13 protein-coding genes and 1 tRNA gene are annotated in these 18,414 nt (G+C 55.6%); 8 read left to right on the top strand and 6 right to left on the bottom strand.

Annotation, left to right across the window (positions count from 1 at the left end; genetic code table 11):
- Positions 1-9: 9 nt before the first annotated feature.
- Genes ACMV5I_RS13185 through ACMV5I_RS13165 form a run of 5 tightly spaced genes read left to right on the top strand, consistent with a single transcriptional unit; the run spans position 10 to position 5,621 of the window.
- Positions 10-954, top strand: coding sequence for an ABC transporter permease (locus tag ACMV5I_RS13185; RefSeq protein WP_414824543.1), 945 nt, complete (start codon positions 10-12; stop codon positions 952-954).
- Positions 951-1,841 (top strand): ABC transporter permease, encoded by an 891-nt coding sequence (locus tag ACMV5I_RS13180; protein WP_414824542.1) that lies wholly within the window; start codon positions 951-953, stop codon positions 1,839-1,841. Before ACMV5I_RS13185 ends, ACMV5I_RS13180 begins: the two co-directional genes overlap by 4 nt.
- Positions 1,838-3,481, top strand: a complete 1,644-nt coding sequence (locus tag ACMV5I_RS13175) for a dipeptide ABC transporter ATP-binding protein (protein WP_414824541.1) — start codon at positions 1,838-1,840, stop codon at positions 3,479-3,481. Before ACMV5I_RS13180 ends, ACMV5I_RS13175 begins: the two co-directional genes overlap by 4 nt.
- The gene (locus tag ACMV5I_RS13170) at positions 3,478-4,524 is read left to right on the top strand and encodes a putative FMN-dependent luciferase-like monooxygenase (protein WP_414824540.1); all 1,047 of its coding nucleotides are present in this window, start codon (positions 3,478-3,480) and stop codon (positions 4,522-4,524) included. Before ACMV5I_RS13175 ends, ACMV5I_RS13170 begins: the two co-directional genes overlap by 4 nt.
- The gene (locus ACMV5I_RS13165; protein WP_414824539.1) at positions 4,521-5,621 is read left to right on the top strand and encodes an alkylhydroperoxidase domain protein; all 1,101 of its coding nucleotides are present in this window, start codon (positions 4,521-4,523) and stop codon (positions 5,619-5,621) included. Before ACMV5I_RS13170 ends, ACMV5I_RS13165 begins: the two co-directional genes overlap by 4 nt.
- A gap of 60 nt (positions 5,622-5,681) precedes the next feature.
- Here ACMV5I_RS13165 and ACMV5I_RS13160 read toward each other — a convergent pair.
- Positions 5,682-5,757, bottom strand: a tRNA-Asn gene (locus ACMV5I_RS13160).
- Between the two features lie 1,029 nt (positions 5,758-6,786).
- Here ACMV5I_RS13160 and ACMV5I_RS13155 point away from each other — a divergent pair.
- The 3 genes from ACMV5I_RS13155 to nac all read left to right on the top strand — a co-directional run bounded on the left by ACMV5I_RS13155 (position 6,787) and on the right by nac (position 12,881).
- A complete protein-coding gene (locus tag ACMV5I_RS13155; RefSeq protein WP_414824538.1) occupies positions 6,787-7,227 on the top strand; it encodes a hypothetical protein in 441 nt (146 codons plus the stop codon).
- Complete coding sequence (locus ACMV5I_RS13150) at positions 7,224-11,708, top strand: FKBP-type peptidyl-prolyl cis-trans isomerase N-terminal domain-containing protein (RefSeq protein ID WP_414824537.1); 4,485 nt, start codon at positions 7,224-7,226, stop codon at positions 11,706-11,708. The genes ACMV5I_RS13155 and ACMV5I_RS13150 overlap by 4 nt, the downstream gene beginning before the upstream one ends.
- A gap of 249 nt (positions 11,709-11,957) precedes the next feature.
- Positions 11,958-12,881 carry a nitrogen assimilation transcriptional regulator NAC gene (gene nac / locus ACMV5I_RS13145; protein ID WP_414824536.1) on the top strand — a complete coding sequence of 308 codons (924 nt, stop codon included), beginning with the start codon at positions 11,958-11,960 and terminating at the stop codon, positions 12,879-12,881.
- Positions 12,882-12,911: 30 nt separating this feature from the next.
- On the opposite strand, the gene ACMV5I_RS13140 is transcribed toward nac, so the two are convergent.
- The 5 genes from ACMV5I_RS13140 to ACMV5I_RS13120 all read right to left on the bottom strand — a co-directional run bounded on the left by ACMV5I_RS13140 (position 12,912) and on the right by ACMV5I_RS13120 (position 18,409).
- Complete coding sequence (locus tag ACMV5I_RS13140) at positions 12,912-14,369, bottom strand: AMP nucleosidase (protein WP_174334522.1); 1,458 nt, start codon at positions 14,367-14,369, stop codon at positions 12,912-12,914.
- Between the two features lie 173 nt (positions 14,370-14,542).
- Positions 14,543-15,112, bottom strand: a complete 570-nt coding sequence (gene pagP / locus ACMV5I_RS13135; RefSeq protein WP_121607223.1) for a lipid IV(A) palmitoyltransferase PagP — start codon at positions 15,110-15,112, stop codon at positions 14,543-14,545.
- Between the two features lie 218 nt (positions 15,113-15,330).
- The gene (gap, locus tag ACMV5I_RS13130; RefSeq protein WP_024486208.1) at positions 15,331-16,341 is read right to left on the bottom strand and encodes a type I glyceraldehyde-3-phosphate dehydrogenase; all 1,011 of its coding nucleotides are present in this window, start codon (positions 16,339-16,341) and stop codon (positions 15,331-15,333) included.
- A 77-nt stretch (positions 16,342-16,418) separates the two neighbouring features.
- A complete protein-coding gene (locus ACMV5I_RS13125) occupies positions 16,419-17,399 on the bottom strand; it encodes a GlxA family transcriptional regulator (RefSeq protein ID WP_414824535.1) in 981 nt (326 codons plus the stop codon).
- Between the two features lie 116 nt (positions 17,400-17,515).
- Positions 17,516-18,409 (bottom strand): transporter substrate-binding domain-containing protein, encoded by an 894-nt coding sequence (locus ACMV5I_RS13120; protein ID WP_414824534.1) that lies wholly within the window; start codon positions 18,407-18,409, stop codon positions 17,516-17,518.
- Between the last annotated feature and the right edge of the window lie 5 nt (positions 18,410-18,414).

The following is an 18,414-nucleotide window of genomic DNA, read 5'->3' as shown; positions in this document are numbered from 1 at the left end:
GAGATAAAGATGCTGAAATACCTGAGTGGCCGAACCGGGCAGGCGTTGCTAGTGCTGTGGGCGGCATTCACCCTGTCGTTTATCTTGCTGCAGGTGCTGCCAGGCGACGCGATCCTGATTAAATTCCAGAATCCGGATATGGGGCTTAGCCCGGCTCAGATCGCCGACATGCGCGCCTCCTACGGTGCCGATGTGCCCCTGTGGCAGCAATATCTGCATACGTTGGGGAATTTCCTGCGTGGTGATTTGGGCTATTCGATCCAGAACGGCGTGCCGGTAAGTGCCTTGCTGGCTGCCAACCTGCCCGCGACCCTGCAATTAGCGGTGCTAGGTTTCACCCTGGCTTTGCTGTTGGCGCTGGTCATTGCGTTTGTCTCCAATCTGATTGGTTTTGGCTGGCTGAAATCGGCGCTGCAATTGCTGCCTGCGCTGTTTGTGTCGGTTCCCACCTTTTGGCTTGGCATCGTGTTGATCCAGATCTTTTCATTCCGGCTGAAGCTGGTGCCGATCATCAATCCAGGGGAGTGGATTGGGCTGCTGTTGCCGATCGCCACCTTGGCAATCCCAATCTCTGCCCCGCTGGCGCAGATCCTGATCCGCAGCATCGATAGCGTACAAACTCAGCCGTTTGTGGCGGTGGCGCGTGCCAAAGGGGCTAGCCGTAGCGGAGTGCTGTGGCGGCATGTGGCACGTAACGCGATGCTGCCGGTGCTGACCATTGCGGGCATTCTGTTTGGCGAACTGATCGCCGGGGCATTGATCACAGAAACCGTATTTGGCCGCAGTGGCCTGGGGCAACTGACGCAGCAGGCGGTCGTGAACCAGGACGTGGCGGTGTTACAGGCGGTAGTGATGATCTCTGCCGCCGCCTTTGTCTTCCTCAATCTGCTGGTCGATCTGCTGTTCCCGCTGCTCGATCCCAGACTGAAATCCTATGCAGGAGCGACCCGATGAGCAGTATTCCGTTGGAAAAATCCGTGATGCCGGAACGCGATCTGTCCGGCGGGGAAACCGAAGGTAGTTTACCCACCGCCAGGCGCGCTCAGCGGCGTTATCCGCTCAGCCTCGGACTGGCCTGGGCCGTGCTGGCGATCGCTGTGCTATGGGCGATCGCCCCGGAGATCTTTACTTCGTACAGCGGCACGGAAGGGATTGCCGGAGCACAGCGTCTGGCACCGGGTGGTGACCATTGGCTAGGCACCGATCCGCTGGGGCGCGATCTTTACGCTCGGATCGTGTATGGCGCATCGCACACTTTATCCGCAGCGTTAGTTGCCGTGGCGTTGGGTCTGGTTGTGGGCACGTCGTTGGGCGTGGTCGCCGGGACTTTGGGCGGCATCGTCGATGATGTTGTGATGCGTCTGGTTGATGTTTTGCTGTCGATCCCTGGGCTGCTGCTTTCCTTGAGCGTGATCATTCTGCTGGGCTTCGGCACGGTGAATGCGGCGCTGGCGGTGGGGATCTCGTCGGTGGCCAACTTTGCACGCCTGGCTCGCGCAGAAGTGCTGCGGGTACGGCACAGCGACTACGTTGAGGCAGCCTACGGCAGCGGCGGGCACTTTTGGGCGGTACTATGGCGCCATATTCTGCCTAATTCGCTGACCTCGGTGATTGCATTCTCTGCCCTACAGTTTGGCAATGCCATTCTGGCGATCGCCACTCTGAGTTTCCTGGGATACGGCACGCCACCACCCACGCCGGAGTGGGGCTTACTGATCGCCGAAGGGCGTAATTACATCTCAACGGCCTGGTGGCTGACTACCTTCCCCGGCCTGATGGTGGTTGCCGTGGTGCTGGCTGCCAACCGTATCAGCCATGCATTAGGGAGCGCGCGCCGATGAACCTACAGACAACCGTCTCACCTGCGCCACTGCTGGAACTGGATAACGTTTCTATCGCCTATCAGCAGGGCACCAGTAGCCAGCGGGTGGTGCACAACGTTTCTTTTACCATTCAGCCGGGGGAGGTCGTTGCCCTGGTTGGGGAATCGGGATCGGGTAAAACCACCACGGCCCAGGCGATTATCGGCCTGCTGGCGGAAAATGGCCGCCTGGAGCAGGGGGCGATCCGGCTTAATGGCACCGATATTGCGCACTGGTCTACGCGCCAGTTGGATGCGGTGCGTGGCGCGCAGATAAGCCTGATCCCGCAAGACCCCGCCAGTTCGCTGAACCCGGTTAAAACCATCGGTGAGCAGGTTGCCGAGATCATCAATATTCACCAACGTCTGCCACGCAAGCTGGTACAGCTTCGGGTAGTGGAGTTACTCACCCGTGTGGGGCTGACTCATCCTGAATTGCGCGCACGCCAGTATCCGCATGAACTTTCCGGCGGCATGAAACAGCGGGTGCTGATTGCCATCGCCATTGCGTTACGGCCCGCGTTGATTATTGCCGATGAGCCGACCAGTGCGCTGGACGTGACGGTGCAAAAACGCATCCTCGATCTGATCGACGAACTGCGTCAGGAGTTTGGCACGGCGGTGCTGTTCGTCACTCACGATTTGGGCGTGGCGGCGGAACGGGCCGACCGGCTACTGGTGTTTCGTCACGGCAGGGTGCAGGAGCAGGGGCAAACAGCGGTGGTATTGCAGGCCCCGGCGCATGAGTATACCCGCCGTTTGTTTGCCGATGTGCCTTCGTTGGCCTCCATCGCTCCACCAGCGATCGTCCGTAAGGCGGAACCGGCGATCGTCGTCAACGAACTGGTGAAGGATTTCCGTTTTGCTGGCAGAGGCGGGCAGGCATTCCGGGCGTTGGATCGGGTGTCGTTCAGCGTGCAGCGCGGCACCACGCATGCGTTGGTCGGCGAGTCCGGCTCCGGCAAAACCACCTTGGCCCGCTGCCTGCTGGGTTTTCAGCGGCCGGATGCGGGGCAAATCATTATCGACGGCGTCGATTTTACCCGGCTGAAGGGCGAGGCGCTGCGCCAGTTTCGGCGGCGTATTCAACTGGTCTATCAAAACCCCTTTGCTTCGCTCGATCCGGCGAAAACCCTGTATCAGGCGATCGAAGAGCCGTTACTCAACTTTGAGCCTGTCGCCAAAGCAGAGCGTTATCGGCGGGTGCGGGAATTGTTCGAACGAGTTGCTCTGCCTGCCGAACTCCTGGCGCGCAAACCGCGTGAGCTTTCAGGGGGCCAGCGCCAACGGGTTGCCATCGCTCGTGCTCTGATACTGCAACCTCGGGTGCTGGTATTGGATGAAGCTACCTCGGCGCTGGACGTAACCGTGCAGGCACAAATCCTGCGCTTATTAGAGCAGCTACAGCGTGAGTTAGGGCTGACCTACCTGTTTATCTCACACGATCTGGCGACGGTGCGGCAAATCTCGCACAGCGTCTCGGTGCTGTGTCGTGGGCAGCAGGTAGATGCGGGCACTACCGCTGAGGTATTTGCCCGGCCGGGCAGTGACTATACCCGCCAATTGATTGCGGCCATTCCTGGCCGTGCGATGTACCAAACTTTAAAGGATGCCTCATGAGCGCTAAACGTCTCGGCTTTTTTACCCGCCTGCTGGATAACGGCAGTGCTCAGGAACGTTACCGGCTGGCCACTGAGCAGATTGTTCATGCCGAACGCGCTGGGTTCGACACCGCCTGGGTAGCGCAGCACCATTTTCATCAGGATGAGGGCGGCTTGCCTTCACCACTGGTTTTTTTGGCTCAGGCTGCGGCGCATACCCGGCATATTCGTTTGGGGACTGGAGTGATCACCTTGCCGATGGAGTCTGCCGTGCGCGTGGCGGAAGATACGGCGGTGTTGGATCTGCTTTCCGGTGGCCGGTTGGAAGTGGGGCTGGCGGCGGGCGGAACCCCGTCTTCGTTTAGCGCATTTGGTATTGATGCCGAGCAGCGCAATGCGGCGTTTAACGATAATTTACGCATTCTGCTGGACGCCTGGGGTGGCGAAGCGCTCGGCAACGCCGCCAACCGTCTATATCCGGCCGCCCCCCAACTGAAAAAACGCGTCTGGCAAGCCACCTTCTCGGTTGAAGGTGGGAGCCGGGCCGGTAAGGCTGGGGATGGGCTGATGTTGTCACGTACTCAACCCAGGCCGTCAGATGCACCGGATACGCCACTCGATGAGCTGCAAAATCCGATTATTGACGCCTATCTTGCCGCACTGCCGCCTGGGGTAGAGCCCCGGATCATGGGATCGCGCACCGCTTTTGTAACCGAAGATCAGAACCGTGCACATGATTTTGCTGCACAGGGGCTTAGCCGTGGATTGGAGCGCTTACGCGCCAGTGGGCATCAGGTACAGGATGAGTCGCTCGACGGTCTGATCCGCGCTTTTGATGTGCATCTCGGTACGCCAGAGCAGGTGATCGCCTCGTTGCAACGGGATAGCGCGCTGGCCCGCGTCACCGATTTGGCATTTCAGGTGCACTCTATCGATCCGCCACACGCCTATATTTTGCGCTCCATTGAGCTGATAGCTCGCGACGTTGCACCAGCACTGGGCTGGCAGCGGCGCAATCCTGCCACGTTGGCTTATTCACATCACGCAGAGGAAAACGTATGACCGACACCCAGGATCACCTGACCAGACTGGCAGAAATCGCCGCAGACTCTCCTTTGGCACAGGCCAGAGCAACACGCCAGGCGGCAACCGAGGGGATTGAGGCCAGCTATCAGAGACTGTTTGAGCCACAGGAGGTGGGCGGTTTCACCATTGCGGAGCGCCTGCTGTTGGCGCAGCGTATCAGTGAATGGCACGGCGATCGGCAACTGGCGGCGCATTATGCCCAATTGCAGCAGACTCAGCCCGCAGACGGACCACGTTTGCAGGCTGCATTGGATCATGCGGAACGCCTGGCCTTCAAACCCGCCGGGGCAGAGGCCAAACACTTGCAGGCCCTGCAACAGGCGGGGTGGTCATTGGATGACATTGTCACGCTTTCACAGTTGATCGCTTTTGTCAGTTTCCAGAGCCGTCTGCTGTACGGCTACCGCTTGCTGGCAGGATTGCCGGTAGCGACCAGCGGCCGTGCTCCCGTTCGAGCTTCTGCCTGGCGCACCGCGAGCCATACCGCCAGTGGCCGCAATGCACCGTCTGCGTTCACCAGCCAGGAGTTGGGATGGGAGCCCTGGATTGCGGCTAAACCCTTGGAGGCGTTTGACGAACCGGGAAAAGCCTTGCTGACCAAGTTCGGTCATGCGGATTCTGACTATTTCCGTTTGTTGGCGCGCGATCATGCGGTGCTGGAACAGCGAACCATCACGGATCGGGCCATTTTCTACACCGCAGGTGGTCTGGCCCGCCAGGATCGTGAGTTGGCTGCGGCGGTGGCCAGCAAGGTGAACGGCTGTATTTACTGTGCCTCGGTGCATGCGCGTAAAGCGGCGCAGTTATCCAAAAGGACAGAAGAGGTGCAGCGCTTGCTGGATATCGCGCCTGGAGGGCTCTTGAGCGAGGGGCAGGGTGAGGATTGGCGTACGCAAATAGACTTTGCCGCCGCGCTTTCGGCCACGCCACCGCAGGCCAATGCGGCTCAGCTGGTTGCGTTACGCGAGCAAGGGTTGGGCGAACTGGAACTGTTGGACCTGGTGCAGGCGACGGCCTTCTTTGCCTGGGCCAACCGGTTGATGCTCACGCTCGGCGAACCTTATGACGATTGAGTCACCCGGCGTTAAACAGCAAAAAGCCCGCTTAGTTGCCTAAGCGGGCTTTTCTAAATATGGCTCCTCTGACTGGACTCGAACCAGTGACATACGGATTAACAGTCCGCCGTTCTACCGACTGAACTACAGAGGAATCGTGTGAACGGGGCGAATAATAACGGTGCCGATGGGGCTTGTAAAGCATGAAAATGCACAAATGTTCCGTTTGTCGAGGTTGTGAGCAAATTGGCTTATTTTCCAGCAGGTTAAACTTTATCACCGGCAGGCAGGTCGCCATCATTGCAGACCGAGGCATTTTGCGAGTTAATCCTGATTTTTGCGTGGTGTTGATATTTTAAAGAGCAAACCCAAGAAAGTTCCTAATTATAAGGTGGGAAAATGGGATTTTTTACTAAGATGTTTCCTGTAATTTGTGTGGATTGTTCCTAATAATCAGTGGGGAAGTCAGCTTAAGGATTATCATCAAGTCCTGTATTTTTGACGCAACAATCAGAGTGCCTCGGATAAATCTTTAGATTGCACTGCCGCTCTAGAAAATCACCCGGATGCGAGTGGAGTAAATCGCCAAAAAATGCGTTTTTAATAATATAAACATCTATTTTTAATCATGGGTAATAGTCATTTCCATTCGGAAAAATGGTGGGGGGAATGATAGCGGTGAATATCGTCAGTGATTCACTTATGTTATTGTTTTAAATCTATTTTATTTTATTTTTTTACGGTTTTTTGTACCAAAAAATCAGAATGAATGCTGTTGTATGCGGGAGAGTGTCTTTGTCCTTCCTGGCGGCAAGCGCCGTTTTTGCCCCGCAACTCGGCGTTCAGGCTCGCTTGCAGAGTTGCTGGATATAAAAAATACCAGTATTATTTTGCACTTCACAAACGTCGTGGGCATGTAAATCGCGGGCAAGTTATAGGCGCATTATTGCGCTATGCAGGTCACCGATGAAACCCGGTTAAGTATTCGTTAAGTTAATAGGCCATGGCGAACGTTGCAAGAGTAGGGGCAATGAGCGGCCATAGTATAGCTCCAGTGAATGTTTGCTACTAAAGAGCCACCCCTATATCATTGCTGAAAAATGCACATATTATTTATCCAGGATATAGCCGATCTTGTCTGAGTTGACCTATCGGTAACGGAATTTTTTGAAAGGAATTTTCGATGATAATCACCCAAAAGAACCTCTGTTTAGGCGTAATACTGTGCAGTGGTTTATTGCTGGCAGGATGCCAGAAAACCGCACAGACCCGTTGGCAAGAAACCCCACCAGCGACCACCGTACAAGCTCCCCCTCAGCAGATCAGTGTGCCCCCGCCGCCAGAACCGACTGCCGCAGAAACCAAAACCAGCAAAATTGGCCTTTGCCAAAGCGAGTTGGCGTCACTCAAGCAGGTTAATCCGAAGGCTTACGCGATCAAGCAGGCCAACTTTAACCGTCTGGTGAACAATGCCTCGGTATATAGCGCGGTACGCGGCGATGTGAATTCGACAACCAAAGACACTCTTGATGCGTTGTACAAATACAAGACCAATCAGTTATGTGCCGAGATCGAACGTGACGTCCTGCAAGGCTTGATCCAGAGAGGGGAAGGCGTGAAATGAAACGCAGGATATATTGCGGTGCCTTGTTGACGTTGGCGTTGCCGCTAGGAGTAGTAAGGGCTGAGGAGGCAGTAACTCCCGATGCCCATGCGCTGAATTCACTGGAAGCGATCACGCGCCAGGTGGATGAGGCTCCGGCACTCCTGTTTCTGACGCCTTCACAACTGGATACAGCAGAACCTGCAAGACCCAAAAGTAGTAAACCTGCCAGCAGCAAGCCTAACGCACTGGCAAAGTCGGCGGATGAGAGGGGCAGTGAGCGTATTCGCGAGATGAAGACGCTGCAGGCAACCATCAATCAGCTGAAGGCCAAAGTCACCAGCCAGGAAGCGGCTCTTGAGCAGTTGCGTAAAGTGCAATCTCGGTCCGCGGGCTCTTCTGCAGAGTTGGCGCGTCTGCAACAGGCCATTGAGCAAAGCCAGCGGGAAAATACGCGGCTTCAGCAGCAGCTTGCCGCACAGGCCAAGGAAAGCGAGCGGCAGATGCAGCAAATGAAGCTGCAACAGCAGGAGCAACGTAACAGCTCGCAATTGCAGCAACAGTTGGCAGCGCAAACCAAAGATAACGAACAAAAAGCGCAACAGATCAAGCAACTGCAGCAAACGTTACAGCAAAATCAGCAGGCCATCGCCCAACTGCAGGATCAGCTGTCAGCGCGTAGCAAAGAGAATGAACGGAAGTCCCAGCAGGCGATGGCGAAGCTGCAGGAGCAACTGGCTGCCCAAACCAAAGACAGCCAGCAGAAAGCCGAGCAGGTGAAACAGCTGCAGCAGGCTGGTGCCAAGTTGCAAGAGCAACTGACGGCGTATGCTAAAACTAACGATGAAAAAGCCCAGCAGGCCAAGCAGCTGCAGCAAAATCAGCAGGCGGTAGCGAAACTGCAAGCACAGTTGGCTGCCCAGGCCAAAGACAGTGAACAAAAAGCCTTGCAGGTAACACAGCTGCAAGATCAGCTGGCGGCGCGTAGCAAAGAGAATGACCAGAAGTCCCAGCAGGCAATGGCGAAGCTGCAGGAGCAACTGGCTGCCCAAACCAAAGACAGCGAGCAGAAAGCCGAACAGGTGAAACAGTTGCAACAGGCTGGTGCCAAGTTGCAAGAGCAACTGACGGCGTATGCTAAAACTAACGATGAAAAAGCCGAGCAGGCCAAGCAGCTGCAGCAAAATCAGCAGGCGTTGGCGAAGCTCCAAGAACAGTTAGCCACCCAGACCAAAGACAGTGAATACAAAGCCCAACTGGTCAAACAGCTGCAAGAGCAGCTGACGACACGCAACAAAGAATCGGCGCAAAAAAACCAGCAGGCGATGGCGAAACTGCAAGAACAACTGGCCGCGCAAACCAAAGATAGCGAGCAGAAAGCCGAACAAATTAAGCAGTTGCAGCAGGCCAGCGCCAAGCTGCAAGAGCAACAGACTGCGGCTCAAACCAAAACTACTGATGAAAAAGCGCAGTTGGCTGCACAACTGCAGCAAAACCAGCAGACGTTAGTGAAGCTCCAGGAACAGTTGGCTGCCCAGACCAAAGAGCGTGAGCAAAAGGCCCTGCAGGTAACCCAGCTGCAAGATCAGCTGGCGGCGCGCAGCAAAGAGAATGAGCAAAAGACCCAACAGGCGATGGCGAAGCTGCAAGAACAGCTGGCTGCCCAAACCAAAGACAGCGAGCAGAAAGCCGAACAGGTGAAGCAGTTGCAACAGGCGAGCGCCAAGCTTCAGGAGCAGTTGACGGCACAAGCCAAAGTTAACGATGAAAAAGCCCAGTTGGCTGCACAGCTACAGCAAAACCAGCAGGCGTTGGCGAAGCTGCAGGAACAGTTGGCTGCTCAGACCAAAGAGCGTGAGCAAAAGGCCCTGCAGGTAACACAACTGCAAGATCAGTTGGCGGCGCGCAGCAAAGAGAACGAGCAAAAGACCCAACAGGCGATGGCGAAGCTGCAAGAACAGCTGGCTGCCCAAACCAAAGACAGCGAGCAGAAAGCCGAACAGGTGAAGCAGTTGCAACAGGCGAGCGCCAAGTTGCAGGAGCAGTTGACGGCTCAAGCCAAGGTTAACGATGAAAAAGCCCAGTTGGCTACACAGCTACAGCAAAACCAGCAGGCGTTGGCGAAGCTGCAGGAACAGTTGGCTGCCCAGACCAAAGAGCGTGAGCAAAAGGCCCTGCAGGTAACCCAGCTGCAAGATCAGTTGGCGGCGCGTAGCAAAGAGAACGAGCAAAAGACCCAACAGGCGATGGCAAAGCTGCAAGAACAGCTGGCTGCCCAAACCAAAGACAGCGAGCAGAAAGCTGAGCAGGTGAAGCAGTTGCAACAGGCGAGCGCTAAGTTGCAGGAGCAACTGACCGCGCAAACTCAGGGTCTTGATGAAAAAGCCCAGCAGTTGAAACAACTGCAGCAAAACCAACAGTCGTTGGCAAAACTGCAAGAACAGCTGGCCGCTCAGGCCAAAGACAGTGAGTTGAAAGCCGAACAGGTCAAGCAACTGCAGCAGACCAGCGCCAGGCTGCAGGAGCAGTTGACCGCGCAAACCAAAGATAATGAGCAGAAAGCGCAGCAAGTGATGCAACTGCAACAAAATAAGCAAACCGTCGCAGAGTTGCAGGCACAGCTAGTCATCCAGACCAAAGACAGCGAGCAAAAAGCCGAGCAGGTGAAACAGTTGCAACAGGCCAGTAGCAAGCTGCAAGAGCAACTGGCCGCACAAACCAAAGCCAATGATGAGAAAGCGCAACAGCTGAAACAGCTGCAGCAAAACCAGCAAGAGTTGGCCAAGCTGCAGGCTCAGTTAGCGACTCAGGCCAAGGACAGCGAGCAGAAAGTGCAGCAGGTTAAACAGCTGCAGGAACAGTTGGCCGCTTCCAATAAGGATAATGAGCAGAAAGCCCTGCAGGTGAAGCAACTCCAGCAAGGCCAGCAAGAGCTGGCCAAGTTGCAGACTCAACTGGCTGCACAGGCCAAGGATAGCGAACAAAAAGCGCTTCAGGCCAAGCAGTTGCAGGAGCAATTGGCGCTGAATAACAAAGATTTCGTGCAACAAGCTCAGCAAATGAAGAAGTTGCAGCAAGAGCTGCTGACGTTGGCGAAACTGCAAGATCAACTGACCGTGCAGACCAAAGACAGTGAACAGAAAGCGCAGCAGATAAAGCAGCTGCAAGAACAGTTGACGGTTTATGGCAAAGACAACGATCAGAAGGCTCAGCAGGTTAAACAACTCCAGCAAAGCCAGCAGGAATTGGCGAAGTTGCAGGAGCAGTTAGCCGCTCAGACCAAAGACAATGAGCAGAAAGCGCAGCAGATTGCCCAGTTGCAGCAGGCGAGTCAGCAGGAGAGTGCCAAGCTGCAAGAGCAGTTGGCCGCTCAGACTAAAGACAGCGAGCAGAAAGCCCAGCAGATTGCTCAGTTGCAGAAGACGGGCCAGCAGGACAGTGCCAAGCTGCAAGAGCAGTTGGCCGCTCAGACTAAAGACAGCGAGCAGAAAGCCCAGCAGATCGCTCAGTTGCAGCAGGCGAGTCAGCAGGAGAGCGCCAAGCTGCAGGAGCAGTTGGCCGCTCAGACTAAAGACAGCGAGCAGAAAGCCCAGCAGATCGCTCAGTTGCAGCAGGCGAGTCAGCAGGAGACAGCCAAACTGCAAGAGCAGTTGGCTGCTCAGACTAAAGACAGCGAGCAGAAAGCCCAGCAGATCGCTCAGTTGCAGCAGACGAGTCAGCAGGAGAGTGCCAAGCTGCAAGAGCAGTTGGCGGCACAAACCAAAGACAATGAGCAGAAGGCGCAGGAACTTGCTCAGCTACAGCAAAAGCTGACTGCAGCCGAGAAAAAGCAAACGGCTGGTACGTCCGTGGTCACGGAGCCTAAAACGCAGGTGGAAAAACGCGATTATGCGATCGGTACCGCGTTGGGTAATGACATCCTGGATTTGCTCAACAGCAAAAAGACGCAGGGTGTAGACGTGAACCGCCAACTGGCGCTGGCAGGCGTGACCGATGTGATCAATGGCCAGACCAAACTGGCCAAAGAACAGATTGCCAAGGCCTTGTATGAAAGCGAGTTGGAGCTGAACGATCAGCATAAAAAGATCAAACAGCAGAACGAAAAGCAAGGCAGCAGCTATATCGATAAGTTCAAGAAGCAGCCACGCGTCGTGCAGTCTAAGCAAGGCTTCTATTACCGCATCGATTATGTTGGCGATAGCGTGATTGGTGAGGGTGATACCGTCGCCGTGGTGGTTAAAGAGAGCTTGACCGACGGTAAAGTGATCAAGGATATGGATCTGGCTGGTACTTCAATTTCACAGCCGCTGAGCGCCTATCCACCACTGTTCCGCGAAGCGCTAGGTAAGTTGAAGAACCACGGTAACATGACGCTGGTGGTGCCGCCTGAACTGGCCTATGGCGAGAAAGGCATGGCACCGGATATCCCACCGGGCGCGACCATGGTCTACAACGTACGCATCCTGGATGTGATACCGGCCTCCGAGCAAAAAGCTCCCTAGCCCTATAACAAACCCGCCAGACGATTGGCGGGTTTTTTTATCTGAACCACGCTGGGGACTGGCAATGCCCCAGCGTGGTGCAGAACCCGGTTTTACCTCTTCATCCAATCCCGCCTTATCGTTACCTTTCATTATTTTTTAATCACTTAGGCTGATAATACACCGCTTGTTCTGCCTGGCCCGTTTCTTGCTGTAGCTGTGGTTGCAGTAGTTGATATTGAATGCAGTTAACCGCAGCTAGGAGCCACGATGAATTTCAGACGCTTGAAGTATTTCGTAAAGATCGTCGATATCGGCAGCCTGACTCAGGCGGCGGAGGTGTTGCATATTGCGCAGCCTGCGCTGAGCCAGCAAGTTGCCACCCTGGAAGGGGAACTGAAACAGCAATTGCTGATCCGAACCAAACGCGGAGTGATGCCCACGGAGGCCGGCAATATTCTTTATGCGCATGCGCAAACCATTCTTCAACAGTGCGAGCAGGCCCAGCAAGCGGTGATCAGCAGTGGGGAAACGCTGGCTGGGCTGGTGGCCGTCGGCCTGGTGCAAGGCAGTGCGGCCTCGCAGTTGGCGCTGCCGCTGTTGCAAGCGATACGCGATCGGCATCCTGGGATTTTGCTGAGCCTGAATGAAAATATCGGCAGCGCGTTGAGCCAACAGGTGGCGACGCAGGCTCTGGATATGGCGGTGATGTATGGGCAGAACATGCCACCGAACCTGAGTGTCACGGCGTTGGCGAAAGAAGATTTGTATCTGGTCGCGGCAAGAAGCATCCCTCATCCGGGCAACAGCATCGACTTATCGGCGGTGAGCCAGTTTAATCTGTTCTTGCCACGTGAGGGGGATGTGGTGCGCGACCTGATTGATGAGGCTATGGCGCTGCGCCAACTCACGCCGAATGTGATTGGTGAGATCGAATCACACAGCATGCTTTGCGCCGCTATCGCTAGCGTAATGGGGGCGACGATCCTGCCAGAGTCGCTTGCCAGGGCGACGATCGGCCCGGCCAAGGCCTGGATGATCCGCCTCAATGCTCCGGCGCTTTCGGTACCGCTGGCGTTAGTGGTTTGCGGCCAAAAGCCGCTCACTGCGGCGGCGGGAGCGGTAAGGGAGATCCTGCTGGAAATTACCGCCAGCCATCATCAGCCGACGCGAGTGCTGGCTTTGGCGCTGTAGGGGCGCCGTATGCGGCGCCCAGCCTTTGGATTAGCGGAACGGTGGTTCGTTGAAGGTGCGCAGTTTGCGTGAATGCAGGTGTTCACCCTCAGCCCGCAGCAGATCGATGGCACAGATGCCAATCTGCAAGTGCTCTGAAATCGCGCCTTCGTAGAAACGGTTGGCCTGGCCTGGCAGTTTAATCTCGCCGTGTAGCGGTTTATCAGACACGCACAGCAGCGTGCCATAAGGCACCCGGAAGCGATAACCTTGCGCCGCGATGGTGGCACTTTCCATATCGACGGCGACGGCGCGGCTGAGGTTAAAGCGCAGTGCGGAAGCCGAATAGCGCAGCTCCCAGTTGCGATCGTCGGTGGTGACCACAGTGCCGGTACGTAACCGCTGCTTTACCGCTTCTCCCGGCATACCGCTTACCGTTTTGGTGGCGTCATACAGCGCGCGCTGAACTTCCGCGATGCTTGGGATTGGGATATCAGGTGGTAGCACCGAGTCTAATACATGATCGTCACGCAGGTAGGCGTGGGCCAACACGTAATCGCCAATTGACTGGCTTTCCCGCAGGCCGCCGCAGTGGCCAATCATCAGCCAGGCATGGGGCCGCAGCACTGCCAGGTGATCGCAGATGGTTTTGGCGTTGGAAGGGCCGACACCGATATTGACCAGCGTGATCCCCTGACCATCGTTGGCGATCAGGTGATAGGCGGGCATCTGATGGTTCTTCCAGGCCAGATCGGACACCGTCTGCTCTGGATTTGGCGTTTCTGCCGTCACAAAGTTCCCACCGGCGCAAGAAAGCGCGATATAGGGGCTGGCCGGATCGGCGATCTGGCTACACGCCCAGCGGACAAACTCATCGACATAGCGCGTGTAGTTGGTAAACAACACAAAGTGCTGAAAATGCTCCACCGGCGTGCCGGTGTAGTGCCGCAGGCGGGCCAGTGAGAAATCGGTCCGCAGCGCGTCAAAATGGGAAAGTGGAAAATGGTTGGCAAAAGGAGACAGCCCGTCTGCATTTTCATCGCCAATCTGCGCCAGTTCGGTGGTGGGGAAATGCTTGGTAAGCCCGGCACTCATGGTTCGGTCCAAGGCCAGATCGGATCCGTCGATCACATAAGGGAAGGGGATCTCCTGTTGAGAGGGGACCACTTCGATTACGGCGGCATATTCACTGGTCAGCATTGCTAGCTGTTCGGCAAGATAAGGGCGGAACAGCTGCGGCCGGGTGATGGTGGTGGTATAGCTGCCGGGCCGGGTAAAACGGCCAAAAGCGCGGGTTCTTGGATGGTCTGGGTGCTCGCCATCCCAGCGCACGCGCAGTTCCGGGTAGGAAAACAGCCCCGAGGCACGGGCCTGCGCCTCTGGCAGGGTGCCATCCGCGATAAATTGTTTGATCGCAGCGCGTAAGGCGTTGACCGATGCGTCGTACAGTACTTCGAGTTGGTCGAGGGCTTGTAGGGCAGTCAGCGACTTTTTTTCAGGGGTATTCATTGTTTTTCCTCGGTTCTTGCGATACCTCAGCATAGCGTAAAGCGTTGGCCGAATGCATCTATCTGCTGCTGGACTAGCGATAAGGCTCAGGGATTGTTATTGCTGACAAAACCTCAATCGGCTCATGACGTAGGGGCGCAGCATGCTGCGCCCGCCCATATGATGGCTCCGAACTAAAAACTAAAGCGTAACCAGGCAAACAGCACGTTGCCGTTGTTGTAGGTACCAGGGATATAGGTGAACTGAACAGTCGCCTGCTTATAGCCAGCGGAGAACAGCGGCAGAATGATCGGTAATGGAATGTAGTTGCCGAAATCTTCACGTGCAGTGATCCCCGCCGTCACACCAAACCCAAGGCGGAAATCTTGATTCTGATCCAGATACCAGCCCTTTTCCCAGCCATAGCCGACAATCGGCTGCCACTCATTGTGGGAGTCTTTAAACATCATCGCGTACAGGGCACTCCAGTCGCCCTCTTCGTTATAGCGGGAAATCCCAAAGCCACCGCCCCACGGCATCTCATTGTAATGATCCGTCTCGTCGTACATAAAACGGGCGTGCCAACTGATAAACGGCAGATAAAGATCGTGGTATTGCGGGTCCTCCCAGGTTTGTGCGACACCGCTGGTTAAAGAGTTCCACCAACCCGAGACCCGCCCGGCGCTGGGTTCCGGTTCTGCTGCACGAGTTGGCGTGGTTAGCAACAACAGCCCCGTCCAGACCACTGCAAGAAACATCCGCATAGCGTGCTCCTTTGATGAGTAATGACCCATATTATTCTGTTTACGACGCAATTTTTCTCTTTATAAGTATCGCACCAGCAGTACTGCACTGATAAGTTAGAGTCTAGCCGATGGCTGGCGCTTTTCTGATAATCGCAAAAATTCATTGGTTGGCTTGTGGAGGGTATGGAGAGGGGGCTCACAACTTAGGGCGCTGCACAGAGCGCCCGCTTAGAAAATTACAAACCGCGTTGGTCCATCAAAACCGCCAGATCAACCAGACGGTTAGAGAAAGCCCATTCGTTGTCATACCAGGCGAGGATCTTCACCAGATTACCGCCGATGACCAGCGTAGACAGCCCGTCGATGATTGATGATCGTGGGTCACCCTGATAGTCGCTCGATACCAAAGGCTCATCGCTGTAGCCCAAGATATCTTGCAGCGGTCCTGAGGTTGCCGCCTTGCGAAATGCCGCGTTCACTTCTTCTACCGTTACATCACGTTTGAGCGTGACGGTCAGATCAACAATAGATACCACAGGCACTGGCACGCGTAGTGAATAGCCGGTCAGGCGTCCGTCCAATTCCGGGATCACTTTACCGAGTGCTTTAGCCGCACCGCTAGAATAAGGCACGATAGAAAGCGCCGCGGCACGGGCGCCGCGCAGATCTTTTTCCGGTTGATCGTGCAGGGCCTGGCTGTTGGTATAGGCATGGGTGGTGTTCATCAAACCATGTTCAATACCGAAGCTTTGGTGCAGAACCTGCGCTGCCGGTGCTAAACCGTTAGTTGTACAGCTGCCGTTGCTGACCACTTTATGCAAGGCAGGATCGTATTTCTCATGGTTGACGCCCATCACCACCGTGATGTCATCGTCTTTACCGGGTGCAGATAAAATCACCCGTTTTGCGCCGCCTTTGGTGATGTGCACTTCGGCTTTGGCTTTGTCGGTGAAGAATCCGGTGGCTTCAATAACTAGATCAACCCCCACGCTGCTCCACGCAATTGCGCCTGGATCGCGTTCGGAGAAGACGTGGATGGTTTGGCCATCTACCAGCAACTGCCCTTCAGAGGCTTCAACACTGGCGGCCAATGTGCCTTGCAGCGAGTCGTATTTCAGAAGGTGAGCCAGGGTTTTGCTGTCGGTCAGGTCATTGATTGCCACCACCTGAAAGTCATTGCGACCCAACGCGGCGCGCAGTACGTTTCTGCCAATGCGACCAAACCCATTAATGCCTACTTTGACCATGATGTGCTCCTAGGTGAGTTATCTGGTTTCAAAATAGTGCGTGGGTGGTTTGGCGTAAATGACAAATAACAATCAATTTAGGACATAGTGCGAGCGTGAAAACGCTCCCGATAATCTGAGGGTGTGAGTTGTAAATTTCTTTCAAACACGCGACGCAGGTTGAGGCTGTTGCCAAAACCCGTGGCGGTGGCGATTTGTTCGAGCTTATCCGAGCTTTGTTCCAGGTGTTGCCGTGCTACGTCGAGGCGGACTTCTTCCACATACTTGGCGGGACTGACCCCGGTTTCACGGGTGAAAACGCGGGTAAAATTCCTTGGGCTCATGGCCACGTGCTCCGCCAGCTTTTCAACGGATAAATCGCCGGACAGATTTTGCAGTATCCACGTTTGCAGGTCACGGATTGGGCCAGGCGAGCTGGCTTGGCTGAGCAGAAAACGACTGAACTGGGATTGTCCTCCGGGGCGGCGCAGGAACATCACCAAGTCTTGGGCGACATCGCGGGCTAACGTGAAGCTGTGATCGTCTTCCACTAAAGCCAGGGTGAGGTCGAAGCCAGAACTGACGCCAGCGGAGGTCCAGATATTGCCGTCCTGAAGATAAATCGGGCCTTTCTCGACGTGGACACTGGGGAATTGAGCTTGCATCGCTTCAAGTAACCGCCAGTGCGTGGTGGCACGGCGCCCATCAAGCAGACCGGCCTGAGCCAATAGCCACGCACCGCCGCAAATCGATACGATCCGCCGTGCATACGGCGCAGCCTGACGCAGCCAATTGACGACGATATCGCTTTCCTCAGCGCTCATACCTCTGCCGGTGATCATAATGGTGTCACGCGATAGTGTGGGATCGAGGTCAGTGAGACGGTGATCGGCCAGCAGATTTAGCCCCGAGCCTCCATGGATCACGCGGTGCGTCTGGGTCGTGGCAATCGACACCTGATACGGTGGATGCGCGGCATCCGTCGGCCTCAAACGGTTGGCTTGCATCAGGATATCGGCAATGCCCGTAGGCTCGAATAACATGCCCCCTTCGGGGACGATAATCAAAAAAGTGTGCATGTCCTTAAAATACAAATTAGACAAAATAAGTCAAGTGCGGGGTTGGGCTGGTGGAGGGTGATGGACAACGTGGTAATGCTAATTTATAGGGGCGCCGCCTGCGGCGCCCGCTTAGCTTAGTAGGAGATCCCCGGCGGATTGACCTCTGATACTGCAACTCCTTCCCCTTGTTCACCCCAGCGCGCCAGCACCTGTTGATACTCACCTTGCTTGATCGTACCGTCTAGTGCAGCCTGCAGAGCATAAACCAGTCCGTTGTCCTTTTTGGTGGTGGTGGCTACATAGGCTTTCTTCGGCCCCAGCCCTACCACGCGGGTTTGGCCCGTCAGTGCCGCTTTGTAGGCGGCTACCGACTGCGGGCCGAACATGACATCTGCCCGCCCGGACTGAATATAAAGATTGCCGGATGCGTCATCGGTCAGATAGATCGGCTGTGCGGGTTTCAAGCCCTCACGCTGATTTTGCTCATTCCAGCCCAGCAGAATTCTCTCCTGGTTGGTGCCTGAACCGACAATCACCCGCAGCCCTGCCACATCCGCGGGCTTACTGATGGATTGAATTTCGCTGGCCGACTTTACCGAGAACGCCAGTGAGTCAGCGCGATAAGTGGCAAAATCAAATTTGGTCTTGCGCTGTTCCGTAACGGCAATGTTGACCAAAGCAACGTCATAGCGGCCAGAAGTGATCCCTAGTGGCCAGTCTTCCCAGGCGGTTGGCACCAGTTTCAGCTTCAGCCCCAGGCTGTCGGCGAGCAGCCGCGCGATGTCAGGATCGCTACCGATGCGCGTTTTATTGTCGCTGGCCAACAGCGCCAGCGGCGGTGAATTGAGTGCGGAGATGGCTACAGTCAGCGTCCCTGGCTCTACGAAGCGATAATCTGCCGGGATTTTACTGATGGCCTGCGGATTTTTAGCCGCGTGGAGCGGCTGCTCATTGGCAGCCAGATCGATATTCCCTTGTGCCAAGGCGACGGAACTGAACCAGACCAGCGCCAGAAATGTATATTTCATTGTTT

The sequence above is a fragment of the Serratia sp. T13T92 genome, from assembly GCF_047530105.1.
Classification (GTDB): domain Bacteria; phylum Pseudomonadota; class Gammaproteobacteria; order Enterobacterales; family Enterobacteriaceae; genus Chania; species Chania fonticola.
The sequence above is the reverse complement of the archived record's forward strand: the minus strand, read 5'-3'. Positions and strand labels throughout refer to the sequence as shown.

What these genes read in the sequence shown, in the direction of transcription:
- ACMV5I_RS13155 (WP_414824538.1), top strand. Translation starts at nt 6,787, where the DNA reads ATGATAATCACCCAAAAGAACCTCTGTTTAGGCGTAATACTGTGCAGT.
- ACMV5I_RS13150 (WP_414824537.1), top strand. Translation starts at nt 7,224, where the DNA reads ATGAAACGCAGGATATATTGCGGTGCCTTGTTGACGTTGGCGTTGCCG.
- nac (WP_414824536.1), top strand. Translation starts at nt 11,958, where the DNA reads ATGAATTTCAGACGCTTGAAGTATTTCGTAAAGATCGTCGATATCGGC.
- gap (WP_024486208.1), bottom strand. Translation starts at nt 16,341, where the DNA reads ATGGTCAAAGTAGGCATTAATGGGTTTGGTCGCATTGGCAGAAACGTA.
- ACMV5I_RS13165 (WP_414824539.1), top strand. Translation starts at nt 4,521, where the DNA reads ATGACCGACACCCAGGATCACCTGACCAGACTGGCAGAAATCGCCGCA.
- ACMV5I_RS13140 (WP_174334522.1), bottom strand. Translation starts at nt 14,369, where the DNA reads ATGAATACCCCTGAAAAAAAGTCGCTGACTGCCCTACAAGCCCTCGAC.
- ACMV5I_RS13170 (WP_414824540.1), top strand. Translation starts at nt 3,478, where the DNA reads ATGAGCGCTAAACGTCTCGGCTTTTTTACCCGCCTGCTGGATAACGGC.
- ACMV5I_RS13120 (WP_414824534.1), bottom strand. Translation starts at nt 18,409, where the DNA reads ATGAAATATACATTTCTGGCGCTGGTCTGGTTCAGTTCCGTCGCCTTG.
- ACMV5I_RS13175 (WP_414824541.1), top strand. Translation starts at nt 1,838, where the DNA reads ATGAACCTACAGACAACCGTCTCACCTGCGCCACTGCTGGAACTGGAT.
- ACMV5I_RS13125 (WP_414824535.1), bottom strand. Translation starts at nt 17,399, where the DNA reads ATGCACACTTTTTTGATTATCGTCCCCGAAGGGGGCATGTTATTCGAG.
- ACMV5I_RS13185 (WP_414824543.1), top strand. Translation starts at nt 10, where the DNA reads ATGCTGAAATACCTGAGTGGCCGAACCGGGCAGGCGTTGCTAGTGCTG.
- ACMV5I_RS13180 (WP_414824542.1), top strand. Translation starts at nt 951, where the DNA reads ATGAGCAGTATTCCGTTGGAAAAATCCGTGATGCCGGAACGCGATCTG.
- pagP (WP_121607223.1), bottom strand. Translation starts at nt 15,112, where the DNA reads ATGCGGATGTTTCTTGCAGTGGTCTGGACGGGGCTGTTGTTGCTAACC.